This is a genomic window from Mycolicibacterium vaccae NBRC 14118 = CIP 105934 (genome assembly GCF_001552715.1).
GTDB classification, from domain to species: Bacteria; Actinomycetota; Actinomycetes; order Mycobacteriales; family Mycobacteriaceae; genus Mycobacterium; species Mycobacterium vaccae.
In genome coordinates, this window is the sequence record NZ_BCRS01000031.1 from 1 (window position 1) to 24,492 (window position 24,492).

22 protein-coding genes are annotated in these 24,492 nt (G+C 69.5%); 12 read left to right on the forward strand and 10 right to left on the reverse strand.

Annotated elements, in window-relative coordinates; genetic code table 11:
* The 5 genes from MVA01S_RS08570 to MVA01S_RS08590 form a co-directional block, all read left to right on the forward strand.
* Positions 1-1,092, forward strand: a 1,092-nt coding sequence (locus tag MVA01S_RS08570) for a hypothetical protein (protein WP_060941577.1), incomplete at its 5' end; no start/stop codon positions are given.
* 18 nt (positions 1,093-1,110) lie between these two features.
* Positions 1,111-2,586 (forward strand): glycine hydroxymethyltransferase, encoded by a 1,476-nt coding sequence (locus MVA01S_RS08575; protein WP_003930067.1) that lies wholly within the window; start codon positions 1,111-1,113, stop codon positions 2,584-2,586.
* A 127-nt stretch (positions 2,587-2,713) separates the two neighbouring features.
* Entirely contained in the window at positions 2,714-3,541 is an 828-nt protein-coding gene (locus tag MVA01S_RS08580) for an acyl-ACP desaturase (protein ID WP_003930068.1), read from the forward strand.
* 202 nt (positions 3,542-3,743) lie between these two features.
* Positions 3,744-5,072 carry an RNA 5'-3' helicase PhoH2 gene (phoH2, locus tag MVA01S_RS08585; protein WP_051015264.1) on the forward strand — a complete coding sequence of 443 codons (1,329 nt, stop codon included), beginning with the start codon at positions 3,744-3,746 and terminating at the stop codon, positions 5,070-5,072.
* Between the two features lie 56 nt (positions 5,073-5,128).
* Positions 5,129-5,857, forward strand: coding sequence for a polysaccharide deacetylase family protein (locus MVA01S_RS08590; protein ID WP_390176139.1), 729 nt, complete (start codon positions 5,129-5,131; stop codon positions 5,855-5,857).
* A 7-nt stretch (positions 5,858-5,864) separates the two neighbouring features.
* Here MVA01S_RS08590 and MVA01S_RS08595 read toward each other — a convergent pair whose 3' ends face one another.
* The 3 genes from MVA01S_RS08595 to glpX form a co-directional block, all read right to left on the reverse strand.
* A complete protein-coding gene (locus MVA01S_RS08595; RefSeq protein ID WP_003930071.1) occupies positions 5,865-6,086 on the reverse strand; it encodes a hypothetical protein in 222 nt (73 codons plus the stop codon).
* A gap of 142 nt (positions 6,087-6,228) precedes the next feature.
* Positions 6,229-7,644, reverse strand: a complete 1,416-nt coding sequence (locus MVA01S_RS08600; RefSeq protein WP_003930072.1) for a class II fumarate hydratase — start codon at positions 7,642-7,644, stop codon at positions 6,229-6,231.
* Between the two features lie 37 nt (positions 7,645-7,681).
* On the reverse strand, positions 7,682-8,743 hold the full coding sequence (glpX, locus tag MVA01S_RS08605; RefSeq protein WP_081529029.1) for a class II fructose-bisphosphatase: 1,062 nt from the start codon (positions 8,741-8,743) through the stop codon (positions 7,682-7,684).
* A gap of 54 nt (positions 8,744-8,797) precedes the next feature.
* Between glpX and MVA01S_RS08610 the strand changes: the two genes are divergently transcribed.
* Both MVA01S_RS08610 and MVA01S_RS08615 read left to right on the forward strand, forming a co-directional pair.
* Entirely contained in the window at positions 8,798-9,523 is a 726-nt protein-coding gene (locus MVA01S_RS08610; protein ID WP_003930074.1) for a DUF4245 domain-containing protein, read from the forward strand.
* A gap of 50 nt (positions 9,524-9,573) precedes the next feature.
* Complete coding sequence (locus tag MVA01S_RS08615) at positions 9,574-10,371, forward strand: dienelactone hydrolase family protein (RefSeq protein ID WP_003930075.1); 798 nt, start codon at positions 9,574-9,576, stop codon at positions 10,369-10,371.
* On the opposite strand, the gene MVA01S_RS08620 is transcribed toward MVA01S_RS08615, so the two are convergent.
* The 3 genes from MVA01S_RS08620 to MVA01S_RS08630 are packed head-to-tail and all read right to left on the reverse strand — an operon-like array spanning position 10,352 to position 13,234.
* Positions 10,352-11,542: an AI-2E family transporter gene (locus tag MVA01S_RS08620; RefSeq protein ID WP_003930076.1), complete on the reverse strand. Its 1,191-nt coding sequence runs from the start codon at positions 11,540-11,542 to the stop codon at positions 10,352-10,354. The genes MVA01S_RS08615 and MVA01S_RS08620 overlap by 20 nt on opposite strands.
* A 43-nt stretch (positions 11,543-11,585) precedes the next feature.
* Entirely contained in the window at positions 11,586-12,452 is an 867-nt protein-coding gene (locus MVA01S_RS08625) for an SDR family NAD(P)-dependent oxidoreductase (RefSeq protein WP_003930077.1), read from the reverse strand.
* Positions 12,449-13,234, reverse strand: a complete 786-nt coding sequence (locus MVA01S_RS08630) for an SDR family NAD(P)-dependent oxidoreductase (protein ID WP_003930078.1) — start codon at positions 13,232-13,234, stop codon at positions 12,449-12,451. Before MVA01S_RS08630 ends, MVA01S_RS08625 begins: the two co-directional genes overlap by 4 nt.
* 97 nt (positions 13,235-13,331) lie before the next feature.
* Here MVA01S_RS08630 and MVA01S_RS08635 point away from each other — a divergent pair, with 97 nt between their 5' ends.
* Entirely contained in the window at positions 13,332-13,796 is a 465-nt protein-coding gene (locus MVA01S_RS08635; RefSeq protein ID WP_003930079.1) for an SRPBCC family protein, read from the forward strand.
* Positions 13,797-13,809: 13 nt separating this feature from the next.
* Here MVA01S_RS08635 and MVA01S_RS08640 read toward each other — a convergent pair whose 3' ends face one another.
* A complete protein-coding gene (locus MVA01S_RS08640) occupies positions 13,810-14,415 on the reverse strand; it encodes a dihydrofolate reductase family protein (RefSeq protein WP_003930080.1) in 606 nt (201 codons plus the stop codon).
* 176 nt (positions 14,416-14,591) lie between these two features.
* Here MVA01S_RS08640 and MVA01S_RS08645 point away from each other — a divergent pair, with 176 nt between their 5' ends.
* Complete coding sequence (locus MVA01S_RS08645) at positions 14,592-16,835, forward strand: putative bifunctional diguanylate cyclase/phosphodiesterase (RefSeq protein WP_003930081.1); 2,244 nt, start codon at positions 14,592-14,594, stop codon at positions 16,833-16,835.
* 21 nt (positions 16,836-16,856) lie between these two features.
* Here MVA01S_RS08645 and MVA01S_RS08650 read toward each other — a convergent pair whose 3' ends face one another.
* Positions 16,857-17,510: a GntR family transcriptional regulator gene (locus MVA01S_RS08650; RefSeq protein ID WP_003930082.1), complete on the reverse strand. Its 654-nt coding sequence runs from the start codon at positions 17,508-17,510 to the stop codon at positions 16,857-16,859.
* Between the two features lie 60 nt (positions 17,511-17,570).
* On the opposite strand from MVA01S_RS08650, the gene MVA01S_RS08655 reads away from it, so the two are divergent.
* From MVA01S_RS08655 to MVA01S_RS08665, 3 genes are read left to right on the forward strand one after another with little or no spacing between them, the layout of a single operon-like run.
* Positions 17,571-18,989 carry an FAD-dependent oxidoreductase gene (locus MVA01S_RS08655; protein WP_237024214.1) on the forward strand — a complete coding sequence of 473 codons (1,419 nt, stop codon included), beginning with the start codon at positions 17,571-17,573 and terminating at the stop codon, positions 18,987-18,989.
* Positions 18,986-20,677, forward strand: coding sequence for a dihydroxy-acid dehydratase (gene ilvD, locus MVA01S_RS08660; RefSeq protein ID WP_003930084.1), 1,692 nt, complete (start codon positions 18,986-18,988; stop codon positions 20,675-20,677). Before MVA01S_RS08655 ends, ilvD begins: the two co-directional genes overlap by 4 nt.
* A 46-nt stretch (positions 20,678-20,723) precedes the next feature.
* Entirely contained in the window at positions 20,724-22,094 is a 1,371-nt protein-coding gene (locus MVA01S_RS08665; RefSeq protein ID WP_003930085.1) for an MFS transporter, read from the forward strand.
* A 12-nt stretch (positions 22,095-22,106) separates the two neighbouring features.
* Here MVA01S_RS08665 and MVA01S_RS08670 read toward each other — a convergent pair whose 3' ends face one another.
* Positions 22,107-23,519 (reverse strand): carboxylesterase/lipase family protein, encoded by a 1,413-nt coding sequence (locus tag MVA01S_RS08670; protein ID WP_003930086.1) that lies wholly within the window; start codon positions 23,517-23,519, stop codon positions 22,107-22,109.
* A complete protein-coding gene (locus MVA01S_RS08675; protein ID WP_003930087.1) occupies positions 23,512-24,417 on the reverse strand; it encodes an MBL fold metallo-hydrolase in 906 nt (301 codons plus the stop codon). The genes MVA01S_RS08670 and MVA01S_RS08675 overlap by 8 nt, the downstream gene beginning before the upstream one ends.
* Positions 24,418-24,492 lie beyond the last annotated feature (75 nt).

Consider the following 24,492-nt stretch of genomic DNA (forward strand, 5'->3'; position numbering starts at 1 on the left):
CGCGCGGTGCAGTCCGAGCCGCAACCCGACCCCGCCGACCTGGCGCGCCAGGCCGAGCGGCTGCTCGGCGAGCTGCCCGCGGGCCTGGAGGAGCCACGTGCCATGTTCATCGGGTCCCACCTCCGGGCGCTGGCCTGCGCGGGACGCAAGTTCGCCGGCGAGCAGGTCGGGTTCGTCGACGAGGTGGAGGCCTACTTCGACGTCCGGATCAGCAAAGGCGACCCGGACCGGTACCGGGAGGCGCACGCGGCGCTCGACGACGCGCTCGGCGGGACCGGGCCGCTGGCCGACCGCATCCAGGCCTACCGGGCGGCCGAGGAGATCCCGCCCGAGCGCCTGGAGGAGGCGATCCATGCGTTCTCCAGCGCGCTGCGCGACCGCGTCCGCGCCACGTTCCCGCTGCCCGCGCGCGAGACCATCACCTATGAAGTCGTCACCGACAAGCCGTGGTCGGGGTTCAACTACTACAAGGGCGACTACCAGTCGACGGTCGCGGTCAACGCCGACCTCAAACAGCAGATGTCGAACCTGCCGCGGCTGGTGGCCCACGAGTCCTACCCGGGGCACCACACCGAGCACTGCCGCAAGGAAGAACGGCTGGTGGCCGGTCAAAATCAGGCCGAGCAGACGATCTTCCTGGTCAACACCCCGCAGTGCCTGATGGCCGAGGGGCTGGCCGACCTGGCGCTGTACGCCGCGGTCGGCCCGCAGTGGGGGAGTTGGGCCGCCGAGATCTACGCCGATCTGGGCCTGCGGTTCGACGGGGAGCGGGCGGCGGCGATCTCGGACGCGACCGCCGCGCTGGCCGACGTCCGCCAGGATGCCGCGCTGATGCTGCACGACGAGCACCGCGACGTCGACGACGTCGTCGCGTTCCTCAAACGGTGGCTGCTGGTCAATGACGAGCGGGCCCGCCAGACGCTGCGGTTCCTGTCCTCCCCGCTGTGGCGGGCCTACACCAGCACCTACGTCGAGGGCTACCGGCTGCTGCGGGGCTGGCTGGACGCACGGCCCGACGGCGTCAGCCTGACCGAGCGGTTCGGCAGGCTGCTGGACGAGCCGCTGATCCCGTCGTCGTTGCGCGCGGCCTGAACGTTTAGGCTTCCTGGCATGACTTCTTCGTCGCCGTCAGGTCTGGGTGCCGAGTACGCCGCCGACGCCAGTGAGGCCTACCGGGCCGCGCTGCGCGTCATCGAGAGCGTCGAGCCCCGCGTCGCCGATGCCACTCGTAAAGAGCTTGCCGACCAAAGGGATTCGCTCAAGCTGATCGCCAGCGAGAACTACGCCTCCCCGGCGGTGCTGCTGACCATGGGCACCTGGTTCTCCGACAAGTACGCCGAGGGCACCGTCGGGCACCGGTTCTACGCGGCCTGCCAGAACGTCGACACCGTCGAGGCGCTGGCCGCCGAGCACGCCCGCGAACTGTTCGGCGCGCCCTACGCCTACGCCCAGCCGCACTCCGGCATCGACGCCAACCTGGTCGCCTACTGGGCCATCCTGGCCACCCGCATTGAAGGTCCAGGATTGGCGGAGCTGGGTGCCAAGCACGTCAACGACCTGTCCGAGGCGGACTGGGAGTCGCTGCGGGCCAAGCTCGGCAACCAGCGTCTGCTGGGCATGTCGCTGGACACCGGCGGGCATCTGACCCACGGCTTCCGGCCCAACATCTCCGGCAAGATGTTCCACCAGCGCCAGTACGGCACGGATCCGGTCACCGGGTTCATCGACTACGACGTCGTCGCCGCGGCGGCCCGCGAGTTCAAGCCGCTGGTCCTGGTCGCCGGCTACTCGGCGTACCCGCGCCGGATCAACTTCGCCAAGATGCGCGAGATCGCCGACGAGGTCGGCGCCACGCTGATGGTGGACATGGCGCACTTCGCGGGCCTGGTGGCCGGCAAGGTGTTCACCGGTGACGAGGACCCGGTGCCGCACGCGCACATCACGACCACCACCACGCACAAGTCGCTGCGCGGCCCGCGCGGCGGCCTGGTGCTGGCCACCGAGGAGTACGCGCCCGCGGTCGACAAGGGCTGCCCGATGGTGCTCGGCGGTCCGCTGTCGCACGTGATGGCGGCCAAGGCCGTCGCGTTGGCCGAGGCGCGGCAGCCGGCGTTCCGCGAGTACGCGCAGGACGTCGCCGACAACGCGCAGGCGCTGGCCGAGGGCCTGCTCAAGCGGGACGCCGGGCTGGTCACCGGCGGCACCGACAACCACCTCGTGCTGCTCGACGTGACCTCGTTCGGGCTCACCGGGCGGCAGGCCGAGTCGGCGCTGCTGGACGCCGGCATCGTCACCAACCGCAACGCGATCCCGGCCGACCCGAACGGCGCCTGGTACACCAGCGGTATCCGGTTCGGCTCCCCGGCGTTGACCACCCGCGGGTTCGGCGCCGACGACTTCGACCGCGTCGCCGAGCTCGTGGTCGACGTGCTGAACAACACCCAGCCCGCCGCAGGCCCGAACGGCCCGGCCGGATCGACTTCGAAAGCCAAGTACACGCTGGCCGACGGCACCGCCGAGCGGGTGCGCGCCGCGTCCGCCGAGCTGCTCGACGCCAATCCGCTGTACCCGGGCCTCACGCTCTGACGCGCTGATCCCGCCGAAATCGCATTCCGTGCGGCCCGTCGACGTGATCGGCCGCGTGGAATGCGGTTTCGGCCGACACCCGGTGCGGAATTTTACGATCCCCACAGAATTGAGTTAATGTAACCGCATGGCACAGAAACCTGTCGCTAACGCGCTGACGCTGGAACTCGAGCCCGTGGTTCTGGAGGAGCTGCGGCGTCACCTCGATACCGAGGACGTCTGGTTCGCCCACGACTACGTGCCGTTCGACCAGGGCGAGAACTTCGCCTTCCTGGGTGGCCGGGACTGGGATCCCTCACAGGTCACGCTGCCCAAGAAGATCACCGACGCGTGCGAGATCCTGCTGATCACCAAGGACAACCTCGCCGGTTACCACCGTGAGCTCGTCGAGCACTTCATCCTCGAGGACAAGTGGGGCCGCTGGTTGGGCCGCTGGACCGCCGAGGAACACCTGCACGCGATCGCGCTGCGCAACTACCTCGTCGTGACCCGGGAAGTGGACCCGGCCGCCAACGAGGACGTCCGCGTCGAGCACGTGATGAAGGGCTACCGGGCCGACACCTACACCCAGATCGAGACGCTGGCGTTCATGGCGCTGTGGGAGCGTGCCCACGCGGTGTTCTGCCGCAACCTCGCGCAGCAGACCGACGAGCCGGTGCTCAAGGCGCTGGCCGGGCGGATCGCCCAGGACGAGGAGCGCCACGAGCAGTTCTTCGCCAACCTCGTCGGCCACCTTCTGACCACCGCCAGGGACGAGACGGTCACGGCGATCGCGCGCCGCGCCGCCGCCCTGGACGTCGTCGGCGGGGACATCGACACCTACGAGGACAAGGTCGCCACCGTGGCCGAGGGCGGGATCTTCGGCCGCGATCAGCTGCGCACGGTGATCGCCGACCGCATCACCGCGTGGGGCCTGGCCGACGAACCCGAACTCCGGCAGTTCATCAGCTCTTAACGCACGCGCCGCGCAGACCCGGCGCGCCTGCGAGGCGCGGTCGGCACACCCGGAGTAGCGTCGATTCCGATGGCTAGCGACATGCTCTGCTGTCCGGGCGGTCCCGATTGAAAGGGCCGGCCCCGGCTCTGAGACCGCTTGTGTGTCCACCGAGAAGTTCGTGTGGGGCCACAGGAACTCGCGCAGCCTCGAGGAGCGCTACGTGACTCAATCGCTCAACCCTCAGTCCGACCTCCGGACCTATGTGCTCGACACCTCCGTGCTGCTGTCCGATCCTTGGGCCTGCACGCGGTTCGCCGAGCACGAAGTGGTGGTTCCGCTGGTAGTGATCAGCGAACTGGAAGCCAAACGCCACCACCACGAGTTGGGTTGGTTCGCCCGACAGGCATTGCGCATGTTCGACGATCTGCGGCTGGAACACGGGCGGCTCGATCAGCCCATTCCCGTTGGCGCAGAAGGCGGTACGCTGCACGTCGAGCTCAACCACAGTGACCCGACGGTGTTGCCGGCCGGCTTCCGGACCGACAGCAACGACGCGCGGATCCTGACCGTGGCAGCCAACCTGGCGGCCGAGGGCAAGCACGTGACGCTGGTGAGCAAGGACATCCCGCTGCGGGTGAAGGCCGGTGCGGTCGGCTTGCTGGCCGACGAGTACCACGCTCAGGACGTCGTCACCTCCGGGTGGACCGGCATGGCCGAGGTCGAGGTGGCCGGCGACGACGTCGACGCGTTGTTCGCCGACGGCGAGATCGATCTCGAAGTCACCCGCGACCTGCCGTGCCACACGGGAATCCGCTTGCTCGGCAGCAACTCTCACGCGCTGGGCCGGGTCAACGCCGACAAGAAGGTGCAGCTGGTACGTGGTGATCGCGAGGTGTTCGGCCTCCGGGGAAGGTCCGCCGAACAACGCGTCGCCCTCGATCTGCTGCTCGACGAGTCGGTCGGCATCGTGTCCCTCGGCGGCAAGGCCGGCACCGGGAAGTCGGCGCTGGCCCTGTGCGCGGGCCTGGAGGCGGTGCTGGAACGGCGCACCCAGCGCAAGGTGGTGGTGTTCCGTCCGCTCTACGCGGTCGGCGGGCAGGAACTCGGGTACCTGCCGGGCAGCGAGAGCGAGAAGATGGGGCCGTGGGCGCAGGCCGTCTTCGACACCCTCGAAGGCCTCGCCAGCCCGGCCGTGCTGGAGGAGGTGCTGTCGCGGGGCATGCTCGAGGTGCTGCCGCTGACCCACATCCGTGGTCGTTCGCTGCACGACTCGTTCGTGATCGTCGACGAGGCGCAGTCGCTGGAGCGCAACGTGTTGCTGACCGTGCTGTCGCGGCTCGGGGCGGGATCACGCGTGGTGCTGACCCACGATGTGGCACAACGGGACAACCTGCGCGTCGGCCGCCACGACGGCGTCGCCGCGGTGATCGAGAAGCTCAAGGGCCATCCGCTGTTCGCCCACATCACGCTGCTGCGCAGCGAACGGTCACCGATCGCGGCGCTGGTCACCGAGATGCTGGAGGAGATCAGTCCCGGCGCCCTGCCGTGACCGTGACGGGCGGATCCGGCGCGCAATGCGACACCCACGGTGCTCGGGCGCGCCGGATTCACTCGGCGATCGGGTGGGTAGCGGCGCTGATGCTGGCGGCCGTGGTCGTGGCCCCGACCGCATCGGCCGACGTTGTGGACTGCTCCCGGGTCAAGTGCGTGGCCCTGACGTTCGACGACGGGCCCGGGCCGTTCACCGACCGGCTGCTGCACACCCTGCGGGACAACGACGCTCGCGCGACGTTCTTCCTGATCGGCGACAGGGTGGCCGCCGACCCGGCCGCGGCCCGGCGCATCGCCGACGCCGGCATGGAGATCGGCAACCACACCTGGCAGCATCCCGACATGACGACCCTGCCGCCCGCGCAGGTTGCTGAGCAGTTCAGCCGTGCCACCGCCGCCCTGCAGGCCGCGACCGGCCGCACACCCACGTTGGCGCGCACCGGTTTCGGCGCCGTCGACGACGCCGTGCTCGCCGAGGCGCGACGTCAGGGTCTGGCCGTGATCAACTGGGACGTGGTGCCGCTGGACTGGCAGCACGCCGGCGACACCGCGGCCACCCGCGCAGTGCTGATGAGCCACGTCCGGCCGGGCTCGGTGGTGCTGCTGCACGACACGTTCGCCTCGACGGTCGACCTGATGGCCGAGTTCATCCCCGTGCTCAGCGCGAACGGCTACCACCTGGTGACCGTCTCGGAGCTGCTGGGTCCGCGTGCGCCGGGAAGCCTGTACGGCGGCCGCGACAACGGGCCGCCGGCCTACGATCTGGCCGAACCCGCCCGCTGATACCGGCTCAGCGCTGTCGGCGTCCCTCGACCAGGAACCATCCCGCCGCGGCTGCGCCGGACATCGCCAGCACCCGATCCGCACCGCCGCCGCGTCTGGCTCGCGAGAGGTCGACCAGTGACGCCAGCCCCAGCACCACGGCACCGGTCCGCAACGCGGGCTGGCTGGTGGCCGTGGTGACCAGGGTGGTCGAGGACGGGGTGATTGCGGCTTCGGGCTGAGCGGACACCGCGCCTCCTGATTCCTGCCTGGGGGAGGAGCCCGCCGTCACGCCGAGGACGCGGCGGCGAGCCCAATGCTCCCTAGATCTTGTGCCTGTCTTGACGATTCGTCAGGCGAATGGCAGATCTCGGGGGCAGGAATTCGGACGGTCAGTTTCCGTCGCGGACCTTGGCCATGGCCAGCACGTCGAGGCGGCGGTCCAATTCCTCCTCGGACAGCTTGTCGCCGATCAGGCCGCGGTCGATGACCGTCTGGCGGATCGTCTTCTTCTCGGCGAGTGCCTGCTTGGCGACCTTGGCCGCTTCCTCGTAGCCGATCGCCGAGTTCAGCGGCGTCACGATCGACGGCGACGACTCGGCCAGCTCACGCAGCCGGTCCTCGTTGGCGACCAGGCCGTCGATGCACTTCTCGGCGAACAGCCGGGAGGAGTTGGCCAGCAGCGTGAACGACTCCAGCACGTTGCGGGCCATCATCGGGATGTAGACGTTGAGTTCAAAAGCTCCGGAGGCGCCACCAATAGTGACGGCCGCGTCGTTGCCGATGACCTGGGCGGCCACCTGCGTGACGGCCTCAGGGATGACGGGGTTGACCTTGCCCGGCATGATCGAGCTGCCCGGCTGCAGGTCGGGCAGTTGCAGCTCGCCCAGACCGGTCAGCGGGCCCGAGCCCATCCAGCGGATGTCGTTGGCGATCTTGGTCAGCGACACCGCGATCGTCTTGAGCGCACCGGACGCCTCGACCAGCCCGTCGCGCGCGGCCTGCGCCTCGAAATTGTCGACTGCAGGCCGCAACTCGGCGATGCCGGTCTGGTCGACGAGCACCTCGACCACCTTGGGGCCGAACCCGTCGGGGGCGTTGAGCCCGGTGCCCACCGCGGTGCCGCCGATCGCCAGCTCGCCGAGGCGGGGCAGGCATGCGCGCACCCGTTCGATGCCGGCCTCGACCTGGCGGGCGTAGCCGCCGAACTCCTGGCCAAGCGTCACCGGCACCGCGTCCATCAGGTGGGTGCGGCCGGACTTCACCGTGGTGCGCCACTGCCGGGCCTTGGCGGCCAGCGACTCGTGCAGCACCTCGAGTGCGGGGATCAGATGGCGCACAGCGGCTTCGGTCGCCGCGATGTGGGTGGCGGTCGGGAACGTGTCATTGGAGCTCTGCGACATGTTCACGTCGTCGTTCGGGTGCACGGTGACCCCGTTGGCGGCGCAGATCGAGGCGATGACCTCGTTGGCGTTCATGTTGGAGCTGGTGCCCGAGCCGGTCTGGAACACGTCGATCGGGAACTGGTCGTCGTGGCGGCCGTCGGCGATCTCGGCCGCGGCGGCGATGATCGCGTCGGCCTTTTCCGGGGCCAGCAGCCCGAGATCCTTGTTCACCTGGGCACACGCGCCCTTGAGCAGCCCGAGTGCGCGGATCTGCGTGCGCTCCAGCGGGCGGAACGAGATCGGGAAGTTCTCCACCGCGCGCTGGGTCTGGGCGCGCCACAGCGCGTTCTTGGGCACCCGGACCTCGCCCATGGTGTCGTGCTCGATGCGGTACTCGGTGGCGTCGACAGCGCTGTCGGTCATGTGGCTTCCTGTTCGTCTCGGTATGGAGGATTCGGGCTTAGGGCAAGGGGTAGGCGGCGGTGTTGTCGCCGGTGAAGTTCACGGCCGAGTACTCGTTGAGCTTGGTCAGCCGGTGGTAGCCCTCGATCATCCGGACGGTGCCGGACTTGGACCGCATCACGATGGACTGCGTGGTGCAGCCGCCGCCGAAGTAGCGCACACCCTTGAGCAGGTCACCGTCGGTGACGCCGGTGGCGCAGAAGAAGACGTTCTCCCCGGCGACCAGATCCTTGGTGTTCAGCACGCGGTCCAGGTCGTAACCGCGGTCGATGGCGCGCTGGCGTTCGTCGTCGTCGGTGGGCGCCAGGGTGGCCTGGATCTCGCCGCCCATGCACCGGATGGCCGCCGCGGCGATGATGCCCTCGGGGGTGCCGCCGATGCCGACGAGCAGGTCGGTGCCCGACTCGGGCCGGCACGCCGAGATCGCGCCCGCGACGTCGCCGTCGGAGATCAGCCGGATCCGGGCGCCGGCGGCGCGCACCTCTTCCATCAGCTTGCTGTGGCGGGGCCGGTCCAGGATGCACACGGTCACGTCGGAGACCGAGGCCTTGCGGACCTTCGCGATGCGCTGGATGTTGGCGGCGATCGGCGAGGTGATGTCGATGAAGTCCGCGACGTCGGGTCCGCCGGCGATCTTGTTCATGTAGAACACTGCCGACGGGTCGAACATCGCGCCGCGCTCGGCGACCGCGAGCACCGAGATCGCGTTCGGCATGCCCTTGCTCATCAGCGTGGTGCCGTCGACCGGGTCGACCGCGAAATCGCAGTCCGGCCCGTCGCCGTTGCCGACCTCCTCGCCGTTGTAGAGCATCGGCGCGTTGTCCTTCTCGCCCTCGCCGATGACCACGACGCCGCGCATGGAGACCGAATTCACCAATTGGCGCATCGCGTCGACAGCCGCGCCGTCGCCGCCTTCCTTGTCGCCGCGGCCGACCCAGCGGCCCGCCGCCATCGCGCCCGCCTCGGTGACCCGTACCAGCTCAAGGGCAAGATTTCGGTCCGGCGCTTCACGTCGAGAGGTCGATGAGCCGCCTGCGCGAAGAGCATCCGGAGTAGTCATGGCCAGATTGTCCCATTAGCAGGTTGCCAATTGAGAGCTGGGATACTGGCGGGCATGACGATGTCGCCCGAGCCGGGCCAGGAGGTCGCCGGTGACGCCGGGCGCCGCCCCGACACTGCAGGCCAGCACCCGGTCGATCACGTCGTGGTGCCGGTGGCGCCGCCCGCCAAGTCGCGTCTGCTACAGGACGGCCGGGACATGTTCTGGTCGATGGCCCCGCTCGTGGTCGCGTGCCTGGTGCTGGCGGGCCTGCTCGGCATGTGCTCGTTCGCGCCCACCGGCCCCGGACCCGGCCCCGCCCCCGACTACAACGCACCGGCCGCGCTGCGGGCCGACGCCGACGCGCTCGGCATCCCGATCCGGGTGCCGCGGCTGCCGGAGGGCTGGCAGGCGAATTCGGGCAGTCGCAAGGGGATCGAGGCCGGCCGCACCGATCCGGTGACCGGGCAGCCCGTCCGCGCGGTCGGTGCGGTCGTCGGCTACCTCAGTCCGGGCGGCAGGTATCTGAGCGTCACCCAGAGCAACGCCGACGAGGACAAGCTCGTCGCCTCGTTCAGCCCGGGGTTGGTGCCGACCGGGGTCGAGGACGTCGACGGCGTCCGGTGGGTGGTCTACGAAGGCGGCGAGGTCGACGGCAAACAGCTCGAGCCGGTGTGGACCGCGCAGGTTCGCGGGCCGACGGGACCGGCCCAACTTGCCGTGACGGGCGCCGGGAACACCGACGAGTTCCGTACGCTGGCGGCGGCGACGCAGTCCCAGGCGCCGCTGCCGGTGGACTGAGCCCGCCGGAGCCCATCAGCGAGGACGTTCCGTCAGCCGAGGAGACGTACATGAGCGGACCGGAAGCAGATCTGCGCGGATGGTCCGCGGAGCCGTTCACCGCGGCCGGCGTGACCCACGACGTGTACCGCAAGGGTGACGGACCCGGCGTCGTGCTCATCCCGGAGATGCCCGGCCTGCACCCCGGCGTGCTCGCGCTGGGGAACCATTTGGTGGACAACGGTTTCACGGTGTGGTCGCCGTCCCTGTTCGGCACGCCCGGGGCGCCTGCCCAGCGACCGGGCGCGCTGCCGGTGCTGGCGAAGGGCTGCATCGCCAAGGAGTTCGCGGCGTTCGCCACCCACGCCGACCGGCCGGTGGCGCACTATCTGCGCGCGCTCGCACGCGAATTGAACGCCTGCACGCCGGGCAAGGGGGTCGGCGTGATCGGCCAGTGCTTCACCGGCGGGTTCGCGCTGGCCGCCGCCGTCGACGACGCGGTGCTCGCCCCGGTGATGAGCCAGCCGTCGCTGCCGCTGCCGCTGACCCCGCGCCTGCGCCGGGATCCGGGCCTGTCGGAGGCCGAGCTCAAGGTCATCGAGCGCCGCGCCGCCGACGAGGGGCTGTGCGCGCTGGGGCTGCGGTTCAGCGAGGACCTGATGTCCCCGGCGGCGCGGTTCACCACGCTCAAGGCCCGGCTCGGGGACGCGTTCGAGCTGATCGAGATCAGTTCCAAACCGGGCAACCCGGACGGCATCGGCCGCATGGCCCATTCGGTGCTCACCGATCAGGTGGTCGAGCGTGACGGCCATCCTGCCTACGAGGCGCGGAAGCGGGTCGTCGAATTCCTCACGGAGCGGCTGACTTAGCGGGCGCCGGTGCGGGCTTCGGGGTGCCCGGCAGCAGCCTGCGCCACCACGGGACGTCGCGTGCCGCGTCGTCGTCGGACGGTTCCCCGCCCGTACCCGTGACCGACTCCATCGGCGCGTCCCGGTACACCACCCGGTAGACGCTGATCGTCGTGACGATCACGATCATCAGCACCGGGCCCAGCACGATGCCGATGAAGCCGAACATCTGCAGCCCGGCGAACACCGCGAGCAGCATCAGCGCGGGCTGAAGGTGCGCACTCTTGGGCACCAGGAACGGCCTCAGCAGGTTGTCGATGTTGGTCACCACGAGGAGGTGGAACAACACGACGAAGATGCCGCCCACCGGGTTTCCGAACACCACCATGACGATCCCCGCCGGGATGGTGACGATCCCGCCGCCCAGCGGGATGAACGACAGCACGGTCAGGAAGATCACGAACATGAAGAAGCCGTCGTGCAGGCCGGCGATGTACAGCGACGCCGCCCCCGCGACGCCCTGGCAGGCCGCGATGATGAACTGGCCCTGGACCGTCGCCTTGACCATCGCGCCCACCTTGGCGAGGTAGATGTCGGCGACCTCCTCGCCGAGCGGGTTCAGGTCGCGGAACAGTTCCAGCACCTTCGGGCCGTTGGTCAGCAGCGCCAGGAACACGTACAGGAAGATGATCAGGCCCGTGACCATCGCGACGATGCCGCCGACCGAGTCCCGGGCGAACCCCAGCGCCAGCTCCCCGCCCTTCTGGCCGACAGTCGTCATCGCGTCGCGCACCGACTCGGGCGTCAGCGTGAAATCCACGAACGGCACCCGGGCCAGCAGCTCGTTGGCCGAATCCAGCAGGCGTTGCGCCAGTGCGGTGAAGTCGGTCTCTTCGACCCAGTGACCGATGCCGGTGACCATCTGGCTGATCTGCAGGAACGCCAGGAGCGCGAGGCCGGACAACGGCACGGCCACCGTCGCGATCGCGGCCAGCATGGTCAGAGCGGCGGCCGCACCCGGTCCGATCCGGGCGCGCAGACGGTCGAACAGCGGGGTGAACAGGTAGGCCAGTACCGCGGCGATCGCGATGAGCAACACGTATGCGCGCAGGAAATACGCGCCGAACGCGAGCGCGAGCACCGTCAGCACCGCCAGCGCGCGCTTCTGGGTGAGGGTGAAGTCGCTTCTCATGCACGCCCTCCCGACCACGCCCGTTCGGATGCCGAGGGCAACCCTATCCGCTGTCGGCGGTAGGGGACGGGGATCCCTGCACCTGCCGGGCGCGCTGCTGCGCGACGAACCGCATCGAGAGCCGGTTCATCAGCTCGGGCGCCAGTCGGGCGATCCACCACTGCGCCTGTGCGGCAACCGGTCTGACGAGGATGGCCTTGTCACGTTCGATCGCGCGCAGCGTGTCACGGGCCAGTCGGTCGGCGTCGTAGGCCTTCCCGCCCTGGGTCTGCAGGAAGTAGTCGCGGCCGACGAAACCACCGACGGCGCCCTTGTCCAGGATCGGGGTCTCCACCGCGGCCGGGCAGACCACCAGCACCCCGACTCCGCGGGGCACGGCTTCGGACCGCAGTGCCATCGACAGGCCGACCACGGCGTGCTTGGTCGCCACATAGCTGGTGAGCTGTCCGGCAGCGGCCAGCCCGGCCATCGACGCGGTGTTGACGATGTGGCCGTGGCCCTGCCGCAGCATCTGCGGGTAGGCCGCGGCCACGCCGTGCACGACGCCGCGCAGGTTGACGTCGATGATCGCGTTCCACTGGTCCAGCGTCAGCCGTTCGGTGTCCCCGCCCCACACGATGCCGGCGTTGTTGAACATCAGGTCCAACCGGCCCGCCCGGGCCACGACGTCGTCGACGGCGGCCTGCACCGCCGCGGCGTCGGTGACGTCCAGCCGCGCCGCGCGGGCCCGGGGGCTCAGTGTCGCCACCACCGCGTCGGCGGCCGCCGGGTCGATGTCGGTGCACACCACGTGCGCACCGGCCTGATCGAGCGCGCGGCACAGCGCCGCACCGATCCCGGACCCGCCGCCAGTGACTATTGCCTGTTTTGCTCCTCGCGTCCGCGGCGCATGCTTGCCGGCGATCTTCACGATGACTGTTCCACCAGCCTCATCACGTGGCCCATCACATCCGGGTAGCGCTTCAGGTGGGCGCCGCCGTTGATGTCGAGCACCTCGCCGGTCAGCCATGAGGCGCCCGGCGAGCACAGGTACACCACGGCATCGGCGATGTCCTCAGGCGTGCCCGCCCGGCCGAGCGCGGTGTTGTCGACGTAGTCCTCGACCACGCCGGGCACCGACGCCGCCGCGGCGGTCAGCGGGGTGTGCACGAAACCGGGGGCGACGGCGTTGACCCGGATGCCGCGCGGACCCATCTCCAACGCGGCCACCTGGGTGAGCATCGACAGACCGGCCTTCGCCGCGCAGTACGCGCTCATCCCGGCCGCGGGCTGCCTGCCGTTGAGCGAGCTGATCTGCACCAGCGAGCCGCCCTCGCGCAGCTGCCTGCCCGCGTGTTTGGCGACGATGAACGCACCGTTGAGGCAGACGTCGATGACGGCGCGGAAGTCCTCGGCGGCCATGTCGGTGATCAGGCCAACGTTGCTGAAACCGGCGCAGTTCACCGCGATGTCCAGCGGGGCCGCGCTGTCGAAGAGTTGCTGGACCGAGTCCTCGTCGGTGACGTCGACGTAGGCCGACGTGTGCGGATGGCCGAGTTCGGCGGCGCGCTCACGGGCCGCGCCGGCATTCAGGTCCGCGATCGTCACCCGGCATCCCTGACCGGCCAGCGCCGACGCGGTCGCCCACCCGATGCCGGACGCGCCGCCGATGACCACAGCCTCCCTGGCGGCCCGATCGCTGCCGTCGCTCATCCGGTTGGCCTTCCGACGATGGAATAGAACGTGTTCTAAAGTCACACCCGGAACCCGAAAGCGCAATAGCCGGGCCCGAACTGGCAGACTCGGCCGGGTGAGCGAGCTGAAGATGTCCGAGTCGATCCACGTGGCCGCCACTCCGGAGCAGGTGTATGCGTTGGTCGCCGACGTCACCCGGATGGGTGACTGGAGCCCGATCTGCAAGGCGTGCTGGTGGGACGAAGGCGCGGGCCCCCAGGTCGGCGCGTGGTTCACCGGCCGCAATGTGACCGCGGAGCGGACGTGGGAGACCAGGTCTCAGGTGGTCGCCGCCGAACCGGGACGCAAGTTCGCCTGGGAGGTCAACGACGGCTGGGTGTACTGGGGCTACGAGATGGCCGCCGAGGACGGCGGCACCCGTCTCACCGAATCGTGGGAGCTGCTGCCGAAGGGGGTGGCCGGATTCCACGAACGCTACGGCGACACCGCCGAGGACGAGATCGCCCAGCGCGTCGAGGCGGCCGGCAGCGGCATCCCGGCCACGCTCGCGGCGATCAAGGAGACAGCCGAGGCGGCGTGACCGGCCCCGGCGCTCACTGCTGCAGGTGGGCCTTGGCGTCGTCGTAGCCGCCGCTGCGGGTTCCGCGGTCCGGGCCGTACACCAGGTGCAGCACCCCGGAGCCGAATGCGCGACTACTCAGCAGCGCGAGCGGGACCGGTGTGCCCTCGTCGAACAGCCGTGCCCCCTTGCGTACCGCGATGGGGTGCACGAGCAGGTGCAGTTCGTCGATCAGTCCGGCTTCGAGTAGTTGTCGGACGACGGACGGGGAGCCGCTCATCGCGACGGCGCCGTCGCCGGGGCCGTTCTTCAGCGCGGTCACCCCGTCGACGAGGTCGCCGGCCAGCCGCTCGGAATTACGCCAGGTGAACTGCTGGTCGCGGCGGGACACCACGATCTTGCGCGCGTCTCCGAGCTTCTTGGCGAACGCCGCATCCTCGCCGCCGCCGGCCTCGCGCTCGGGCCAGGCCCCGGCGAAGCTGTCGTAGGTGACCCGGCCCAGCAGCAGGGTGTCCGCCGACCCGAGTTGGGCGTCCACCGCGGCGCCCATGTCGTCGTCGAAGTACGGAAAGTGCCACTGGTCGGGGGCTTCGACGACGCCGTCGAGCGATATGAACAGGCCTGCGGTGAGCGTGCGCATCGGGGACTCCTCGGTGGTGTTCGGTCGTCAGTATCGACCGTCCCGGCCGCGTGAACTCATCGAACGACCTACTCCGACGGGTATGCAGCAACCTTGCCTGCGGAACCACATTCTGGGTTAGCGTCGGTCATCACTCCGGCGCGTGGGCGCCGGATCGGGAGCGGAGTGACGATGCGGTGACCGGGGAGGCATTCGCCGTGGAGACGGCGTCGCCGGCCGGCGGCGCCGTGCTCGCGTTGCTCGCTCTGTGCGCCACCGGGTGCGCGGTGCTGGCGGCGCGGACGCTGCGCGGGCGGATGCGTGCCGCCTGGGCGATCATGGCGGTGGCGCTCGGCGCCTGGGCGGCCGGCGATCTGGTCCGGCTGTGGTGGGGACACGCGGTGCGGGCCGATCAGTTCCCGTCGCCCGCGGACGCCTTCTCGGTCGTCTTCTGTGTGGCCGCGTTCTCGGCGGTCCTGACGATGACCCCCTTCGACACGCCGTCGAGAAGCCGGGCCGTGTGGCGCATCAGCCTCGACGGGATCACCGTCGCGTTGTACACGTTCCTGCTGGCGTGGATCCTGTTGCTGCACAGGGCCGATAGCCTCTTCGATGGCGACCGGCCGGTGCTCGCCCTGGCGGTGTTCCATCCTGCGGCGGACGTGGCGATCCTGACGGTGACGGTCGGGGTGCTGGTCCGTGTCGACGCCCGTCACCGTGCGGTGCTGGGCATGCTGGCCGCCGCGTTCGCGGTGTTGGCGGTCACCGACAGCGCGTTCGTCTACGGAGCCGCCGTGCATGGGCACACGGCCGCCGGCGCGCTCGACATCGGCCGGGCGACAGCACTGATCGCCATCGGCGCGGCGGCGCTGCTGAGCCACCGGACACCGGCTCCGCGGGCGCACGGCCTGCAGGTGCCGTCGAACATCTCGCTGTGGGCGCCCCATGTGCCGTTGCTGATGGTCGGCACGATCGGCCCGGCGGTGGCCCTCTCCGGCGTGGCCCGCATCGTCGTTCCGGTGATCAGCGTCGCAGTGTGCCTGTGGCAGGCGGTCGCGGCGCGGGAGAACCAGCAGTGGGCACGAGCCGCGGCGCAGCAGGCATTGACGGATCCGCTGACCGGACTGGCCAATCGGGCGTTGTTCGTCGACCGGCTGACCCACGCGATGATGCTGCAGTCCCGCGACGACCGGCCGGTGGTGGTGGCGGCCCTGGATCTCGACGACTTCAAGTTCGTCAACGACAACCTGGGCCACCCCGCCGCCGACCGGCTTCTGGTGCAGGCGGGCCGGCGGATCGCGGCGTGCGTACATCCGGGCGACACCGTCGCCCGGATGGGCGGCGACAAGTTCATGCTGCTGCTGGAGGGCGACATCGACGACTCGCGCCGGGTCATGCGTTGCGTCGTCGACACTTTCGACGAGCCGTTCAGCGTCGGCGGTCAGCAGGTCTCGACCCGGTGCAGCGTCGGGGTGGCCGTCGCCGCGCCAGGCGATCCCGACCTCACCGCCAAAGCGATGCTCGAACGCGCCGAGCTCGCCGTGCGCGCGGCGAAACAGTCCCGGCCGGAGCGGGTCCGGCTGTTCGATGCGGGGATGGCAGCGGGGGTCGAGGCAGCCGGGTCCGGTGCCGGGAGCGCCGAGCAGGTACCGCCCACGGGCGCCGCGCGGGTCCGGCTGCTGGGGGAGTTGCGCAGCGCCGTCGACAACGGCGATCTGGGGATCGCCTACCAGCCCAAGGTGGATCTGCACAGCGGCCGTATCGTCGGGGTCGAGGCGCTGTTGCGTTGGCCGCACCCGGATCTGGGGCTGTTGTCGCCGGGTGCGTTCATGCCGCTGGTGCGCGAGCACAGGCTGATGCGTCCGGTGACCGATCTGGTGGTGGACAAGGTGCTCGACGACGCGGCGCGCTGGGTCGTCGCCGGGACGCCGATGCCGGTCGCGGTCAACCTGTTCGCGCCGTATCTGCGTGACGTCCGGTTACCCACGACGTTGTGGGAAGCCCTCCAGAACCGTGATCTGCCCGCCGAGCTGTTGACCGTGGAGATCACCGAGGACCTCGTGATCACCGATCTCGAGTTGGTCACCGGTGTGCTCGAACAGCTGCGTGCGCACGGAATCCGGGTCGCCATAGACGATTTCGGCAGTGGGTACTCGGCGCTGTCCTATCTGCGTGACCTGTTGATCGACGAGATCAAACTCGACCGCCACTTCATCGCGTCGGTGACCGCCGACCCCCGCGCCGCCGCGATCGTCCGCGCGGTCATCGACCTGACGCACGGGCTCGGGATGACCGTGGTCGCCGAGGGGATCGAGGAGGCGGCGACGGGACGCTGGCTTCGCGACAGCGGATGCGATGTGGGGCAGGGCTTCTACTTCGGCAGACCGCTGGACGCCGCCGATGTGCCGGGCCTGGCCCGCTCGGCCGTCCAGCTCACGTGACGGGGTGAACGTCGACCTTTGCTACTCGTTTCGTTGCGGCAGTGTGGAGTAGGCGAAGTCGAACAGGTAGTCGCTGAGGGCCAGCGATGCCGCCTCAGCGGCATCGCCGTCACCGTCGGCGATCGAGGCCAGTATGTCGTGGTGCAGCTGCGCGGCCCGTCCCAGATCCTCGGATGGCGAGGTCATGTTGCCGAACCAGAACCGCCGCGACAACCCTTGCAGTGGCGCCATCGCCACCTCGACGAACTCGTTGTGGGTGGCATTGACAACCAGCGCGTGCGCGGACCGCAGGAACCGGGCGAAGTCGTCGACCGACAGCGGGCCGGCGATCACGTGGTCGGCGAGCCGGCGGGCCGTGCTGCGTTGGTCGGGGGTGGCGCGCGTGGCGGCGAGGCGGACGGCGAACGGCTCCAAGGTGCGCCGCAGTTCGAGCAGTTTCAGCTGTGCCTCGATGGACGCGGCCGGCACCAGCACGCCGCGGTTGGGGTGGATCTCCACCAGTCGTTCGCGGGCGAGCCGCTGCAGCGCTTCTCTCACCGGTGTCCGGCCCAGCCCGGTCCGTTCCATGAGCTGCTTCTCCGACACCAGCGTGCCCGGCGGCAAGTCCTGCAGGACGATCATCCGCTCGATGTCGAGGAACGCCTGATCCGCCTTGTTCGGGGTGACGCCTGTCATGTCAGAGCCTTGACTGTCACGCGGTAGACAATATCGCGACTATCGATGTACGGTCCAAATATGACTGATATATCGGTTGAATGGCGGTTGTCGACCGGACTGGCGGAGTCCGGTCCGAGCGGTCTCCCGGTCGTCGCCGATGTCGATGTCGCAGTCGTCGGAGCCGGGGCGGCGGGAGTGGCCGCCGCCACCGTCGCCGCCGAAGCCGGTGCTTCCGTTCTGATCGTCGAGAAGTACGGATTCGCCGGTGGGGCCGCAGTTGCGGGAATGTCGGGCACCATCTGCGGCATGTACCTGGCGTCCGAGGACGCCGCCGGACCCGAGCAGGTGGTCTACGGATTCACCGACAGGTTCGCCGGTGAGCTGACCGCCCGCAACGGCCTGACTCCTCCCCAGCGTTACGGCAAGACCTTCACCAGTACCCACGATCCCCTGGTCTGGCGGGAAACAGCGGATGCCCTGCTGTCAGCCGCAGGCGCACGAATTCTGTTCCACACCCAGGTGATCGACGTGCTGACCCACGGCCCGCAGCGCTACCACGGACTGGTGGTGGCGTCCAACGCCGGTGTGTCGGTGATCCGGGCCGCGCGGATCATCGACGCGTCGGGCGACGGAGCGGTGGTCGCCCGCGGTGGCGGTGCGTACCGGTTCGGCGACGACGGACGCATCCAGAACCCGACGATGTTCTTCCGGCTGGGCAACGTCGACGTCGAGAAGTTCTGGGACGCTTGGGGTCCTGACACCATCAGCCCCACCTGGGTGTCCGAGGCCATCGACGCCGCCGCTGCCGCGGGCATGGACCTGCCGCGCAACAAGATCTGGATCTTCGCCACCGGACGGCCGAATGAGTTGCTGGTCAACGCGACTCGGCTGACGGGCCCGGGCAGGCGGATGCTGAACGTGATCGACCCGGCCGACTTCACCGTCGCCGAGATCAGCGGCCGGCGCCAGGTGCGGCAGTACGCACGCTTCCTCGCCGACACGGTGCCGGGTTGCGCCGATGCGTTCGTCGTGGACACCGGAGTCGAGGCCGGTATCCGCCAGACCCGCACCGTGGTGGGCATGCAGACGTTGCGCGATGACGACGTGGTCACCGGGGCCAAGCGCGCCGACACGATCTGCCGCTCGCCATGGCCCGTGGAACTACATGCCGGCCAGCGCCCCACGCTGCACTGGCTGCTCGACGACTATTACGACGTACCGTACGGAACCCTCGTCCCCGAACGCGGGGAGAACGTCATCGTCGCCGGCCGGTGCCTCAGCGCCGAACATCAGGCGCTCGCCTCGGCACGAGTCACCGCGCAGTGCTTCGAATATGGTCACGCCGCCGCCGTCGCCACCGTGGTTTCGCTGGACTCCGGGGTGGCCTACCGAGATCTCGACGTACGGACCATCCAGGACCGCATGGTCGCCAACGGAAGTGCGCTACAGCCTGCGACACCGGTCGCGGCTGCTTCGGAAAGGCAGGAACTGCAGTGACCGACAACTTCGAACGCGCGGCCGACGGGGGACTGCGAAGCAACTTCACCCCCGGCAGCACCCGCTGGGCGGTGCGCCGCGCGCAGTGGAGCGCGATGGGGATCAGCGTGGAAGACCAGCAGAAACCGAAGATCGCCGTCGTCAACACCTCGTCGAAACTGTCGGTGTGCTTCATGCACCTCGACGACGTCGCGGTCAGGGTCGCCGACGCAATCCGGGAGGCCGGCGGCCTGCCTTTCGAGGTGCGCACCACCGCCCCAAGCGATTTCGTCACCAGCGCGGGCCGCAAGGCGCGCTATCTGATGCCCACCCGTGACTTGATCGTCAACGACGTGGAGGCTGCCGTGGAGGGTGCGGTGCTCGACGGCATCGTGTTCCTGTCCTCGTGCGACAAGACGACCCCGGCGCATCTGATGGCCGCGGCGCGGCTCGATCTGCCCTCGATCGTGGTGATCGGCGGATACCAGAAGGGGGGACGCTACAGCGGCTGCTCGGCCGACATCGACACGGTCTACGAGTCGGTCGGCGCGCTCGCCGCGGGCGCGATGACCGTGGACCAGCTCGGCGAGCTGGCCGACAATGCCATCGAGGGGCCCGGCGTCTGCGCGGGCCTGGCGACCGCCAACACGATGCACTGCCTGGCGGAGGCGCTGGGCATGACCGTGGCCGGGTCGGCGCCCACGCGCGCCAACTCCGAGGCGATGCTGGCCAACGCCAGTGCGGCCGGGCATCGCATCGTGGCGATGGTCGACGAGAAACTCACTGCGCGCCAGGTGATCACAGAAAAGTCCATCGAGAACGCGGTGGAGGTCGCGCTCGCGCTCGGCGGTTCGGTGAACTGCATCCGCCACCTGACCGCCATCGCCGCAGAAGCCGATCTGGACCTCGATGTGGTGGGTCTGTTCGAGAAGCACGGCCGCGACGCCGTGCAACTGGCCGCGATCCGGCCCAACGGAGCCCACCAGGTGTGGGACCTCGACGGCGTGGGCGGTGTACAGGCGGTGTTGCGCACCCTCTTGCCCCGACTGCACGGGCAGGCGCTCACGGTCGACGGGCGCACCGTCGCCCAGCGTGCCGAGCAGGCCCCCGCCGCCGACGGCGACGTGCTGCACGGACTCGACGACCCGATCAACGACGAGCCCGGCCTGATCATCCTGCGCGGGTCGCTGGCCCCGGACGGCTCCATCGTCAAGGTGGCCGGCGTCGGGAAAGCCACTCGTCGTGACTTCAGCGGGCCTGCAAAGGTTTTCGTCGGTGAGGACGATGCCATCAGCGCGCTCGGAACGGGGGGCATCGAGCGCGGCGACGTGATCGTGCTGCGCGGGATGGGACCGCGTGGCGGACCGGGCACCGTGTTCGCGGCCAGTTTCGTCGCCGCGCTCAACGGAGCCGGACTCGGGGGGCACGTCGCCGTCGTGACCGACGGTGAGCTGTCCGGTCTCAACCACGGGCTCGTCGTCGGACAGGTCATGCCCGAGGCCGCCGACGGGGGACCGCTCGCCGGACTGCGCGACGGCGACACCGTCAGCATCGATCTCGACGCACGGCGCATCGATGTACACCCGGTACGCGACGGCGCCCCGGTGTGCGCCGCCGGTGAGGTTCCCGAACGAGGCTGGCTCGGGCAGTACGCCGCGCTCGTCGGCCCCATCCAGCGGGGCGCAGTCCTGCGCCGGCCGGCTCACTGAACCGACCCGACTTCCATCCACCACACCCCGCCGAGGAGATCGCAGTATGGACACCACCGCCGCCACCGCAGACATCGGCGTCTCGGGCGCGCCGAACCAGGCCCGCAAGGCGGGCATCGCCGCGCTTGTCGGGACCACGTTGGAGTGGTACGACTTCCTGATCTACGGCACCGCTGCGGCATTGGTGCTCAACAGCCAGTTCTTCCCCGGGGCCGACCCCACCGTCGGGACCCTCGCGGCCTTCGCCACCTACGCCGTCGGCTTCCTGGCGCGTCCGCTCGGCGGCATCGTGCTCGGCAACATGGGCGACAGAGTGGGCCGGAAGAAGATGCTGGTCTTCACGATCGTGTTGATGGGGGTGGCCACCACGCTGATCGGGCTGCTACCGAACTATGCCGCGATCGGGGTGTGGGCGCCGATCCTGCTGATCGTGCTGCGACTGCTCCAGGGCTTCGGCGCCGGCGGCGAGTACGCCGGCGCGGTCGTGCTGTCCGTGGAGCACGGCGATCAGAAGCGCCGCGGGCTGGCAGGAGCCTGGGCGCCGGCCGGGTTTGCGCTGGCAACGCTGCTGTCCACCGGGGTTTTCCAGCTCGCCACGCTGCTGCCCGAGGATGCCTTCCAGAGCTGGGGTTGGCGGGTGCCGTTCCTGCTCGGCTCGGTGCTGCTGATCGTGGGCTACTTCATCCGCCGCAACATCGATGAGACGCAAGCGTACGAGAAGGCAGTGCAGGCCGAGGCGTCCGGCGTGGTCGAGGAGACGAAGGTCCCTGTGCTGGAGTCGATCCGGCGCAACCCGCGCAACTTCCTGGTCGTCATCGGCGCTCGAATGGCGGAGAACGGCTTCGCCTACCTGTTCCCGGTGTTCGCCGTGGGCTACGCGGTCAACACGCTGGGGGTCGAGCGGAGCACCACACTGCTGGCGGTGGTGATCGCCTCGGCGGTGCAGGTGGTGTTCATCCCGATCTGGGCGCACGTCAGTGACCGGGTGGGCAGGCGACCGGTGTATGCGGGCGGGGCGCTGCTGTCGGTGCTGTGGCTGGTGCCGTTCTTCCTGGTGCTCGAATCGCTGAACACCGCCCTGCTCATCGTGGGATTCGTTGTCGGACTGGGGATTCTGTACCCCGCCATGCTCGCCCCGCAGGCCGCCTACTTCGCCGAGCTCTTCGACACCCGAACCCGACTCTCCGGATTCGCGTTCGCCCGCGAGATCGGCTCGGTGCTGGCCGGCGGCTTCCTGCCGTTGATCGCCACCGCACTGATCGCCGCGTTCGGGCACTGGTGGGTGATCGTGGTGTATCTCGGGATCCTGACGGCGCTGACCCTGGTGGCGCTGGCCTTCGGACCGGAGACCAACCGCAAGGACATCATCGAGACGGACCCGGCCGACGCGCGTCCCGCGCAGGCCGGGTCCGTCTGAGGCGCGCCCGGTTCAGGAGGTGAAGTCCCGGACGGATGAGCTCGCCCATCCGGGATCCCCGGTGGTGGCGTAGTCCACCCACGCCCGATGCATCTCGGTCGCGAGCTGCCGGGGCGGTTCCTCGGGGCCGAGAAGCCCGGCGGGCCCCCGTAACACCGGCTCGTCCAGGCAGTCGAACACGAACGGCAGCTCCACCGCGTGGGCCGCACCCAGCCGGCCGCCGACGGCTGTCGACTGCCAGCAGAACCGGTACTCGTGCAGCGGCGCGCCGGGCTGCGCGGCGCGCGCTTCGACCAATTTCCGAGTGCCTGAGTCGAACAATGCGGAACCCAGTATCGCCGAACTGATCTCACCCCACCCGGCCCGTGGATACTCGGCGCGGTAGGCGGCGACAACGGTGTCGGGATCGGGGTGGACCCGCGCGGCGAGTGCGCGCACGTCGTCCTCGGACGAATCGTCGAAAGTGCCCTGCGGCACGAGGTACAGGTTGCCCTCCTGGGCATTCGTGCCGATGAGCACCGGCACAGCGGATCCGAGTCCGGCAGCGGCGGCATCGGCCGGCTGACGTTCGCCCACCAGGCTGAACGGGCTGAGTCCGACCAGGGGATCGAACCGTTGCTCGGTGCGCAGGTCGATGCCGGTCAACCGTGATCCGGCGTCGACGAGTTCGGCGTCGGTGAATGCGGAGAACCCCGCTACGGTGGCGCGCGTGGCGAGGAGTTCGGCCGCGCGGTGGGTGACCCGGGCGGCCTGCTCGTGGTCGAAGGCGCCGGTTCCGTTGCCGCTCTGCATGATCACGCGACGCACCAGAGATCCCGCTTCGGGCGTGGTCAGGACCCCGCCGACGATGGTGGCGCCCGCGGACTGCCCGAACAGTGTCACGTTGTCGGGGTCGCCGCCGAAGTTCTCGATGTTGGCTTTCACCCACCTCAGCGCGGCCATCACGTCAAGCAGTCCCCGGTTGGCCGGTGCACCCGGCACGTCGAGAAAGCCGATGATGCCGAGGCGATAGGTGAGCGTCACCAACACCACCCCGTCCCGGGCGAACGCCGCGCCGTCATACAACGGGGACTGCGGTGAGCCGGACACGAAGCCCCCGCCGTGCACGAACACCATCACCGGCCGTCGGCGGCCGGCCTCGGGTGCCCAGATGTTCACCGTCAGATACTCCGGGTCGCCGACAGCCGCGGTGCCGAAGAACGGGGACATGTCGAGCGCGCCGAACCCGCGCCGGGGTGCCTGTGGGGCCGCCGGTCCGGGTTCCAGTGCGTCACGGGTGTGCGTCCAGCCCGGGTGCGGATCAGGCGCGGCGAATCGCGCTGCACCGGTCGGCGCTGCGGCATAGGGAATTCCGCGGAACACGGTGTAGCCGTCGACTGTACGTCCGCGGACGGGGCCGTAGGTGGTGGCGACGAGCTCAGACATGGCTGACCCGCTCGAACGGCGCCCACCGCTTGATTGCGAACGTGTCCCCTTCCCGGACGACTTCGGCGCCGCCGTGGCCGCCCAGATGTGCCGGGAAGACGAGGGTGTTGGTGTCGGCGGCCTGACCGAGCAGCCGTCGACGGGTGGCCCGTGCACCGGCCTGGTCCTCGCAATAGCAGCTGTTGACGTCCGGCTCGACCATCTGCAGCGCGGTGTGCAGCAGATCGCCGACGAACAGCGCTCTGTCCGTGCCGGATTCGAGGGTGACGATCGACGATCCGGGGGTGTGGCCCGGGGCCAGGTCCAGCCGCAGGTTCTCATCGATGCGCAGCTGGTCGTCCCACAACTGGACCAGGCCCGCCTCGTAGACGGGTGCGACGCTGTCTTCGAAGACGAGTTTGGCGGCGCTGCGGCCGGCGGTATGTCCGTTGGCTGGATTCCAGAAGTCGAAGTCGGCGCGCGGCATCAGATAGGTGGCGTTCGGGAAGGTCGGCTCCCAGGTGCCGTTGCGCAGCGTGGTGTTCCATCCGACGTGATCGTTGTGCAGGTGGGTGTTGATGACGATGTCGACGTCGCCGGGCGCGATCCCGGCTGCGGCGAGATTGCCGAGGAAATCGGTTTCCAGCCGGTGCCAGACGGAGCCGGGACGCTCCTTGTGGTTGCCGACGCCGGTGTCGACGAGAATGGTCTTGCCCTCACTGTGCAGCACCCAGGTCTGGACGGCCGAGATGCACATGTCGGCGGCGGGGTCGTAGAAGTCGGGTGCCAACCACGTCTCGTTGGCCGCCCAGGAACTTGCCAGGCTGTCCGGGAAGAAGGTTTTCGGTGACAGTTCGACCGAGCCGTAGTACTCCATGACCCGGGTGATCGAGACGTCACCCAACACGATGTTGTTCACGCCGACCAGCCTGCGGCGGTCGCGCGGGGGTAACCAGCCCCGGTGCTGCCTACTTCTGGCGGGGTCAGGCTAGGG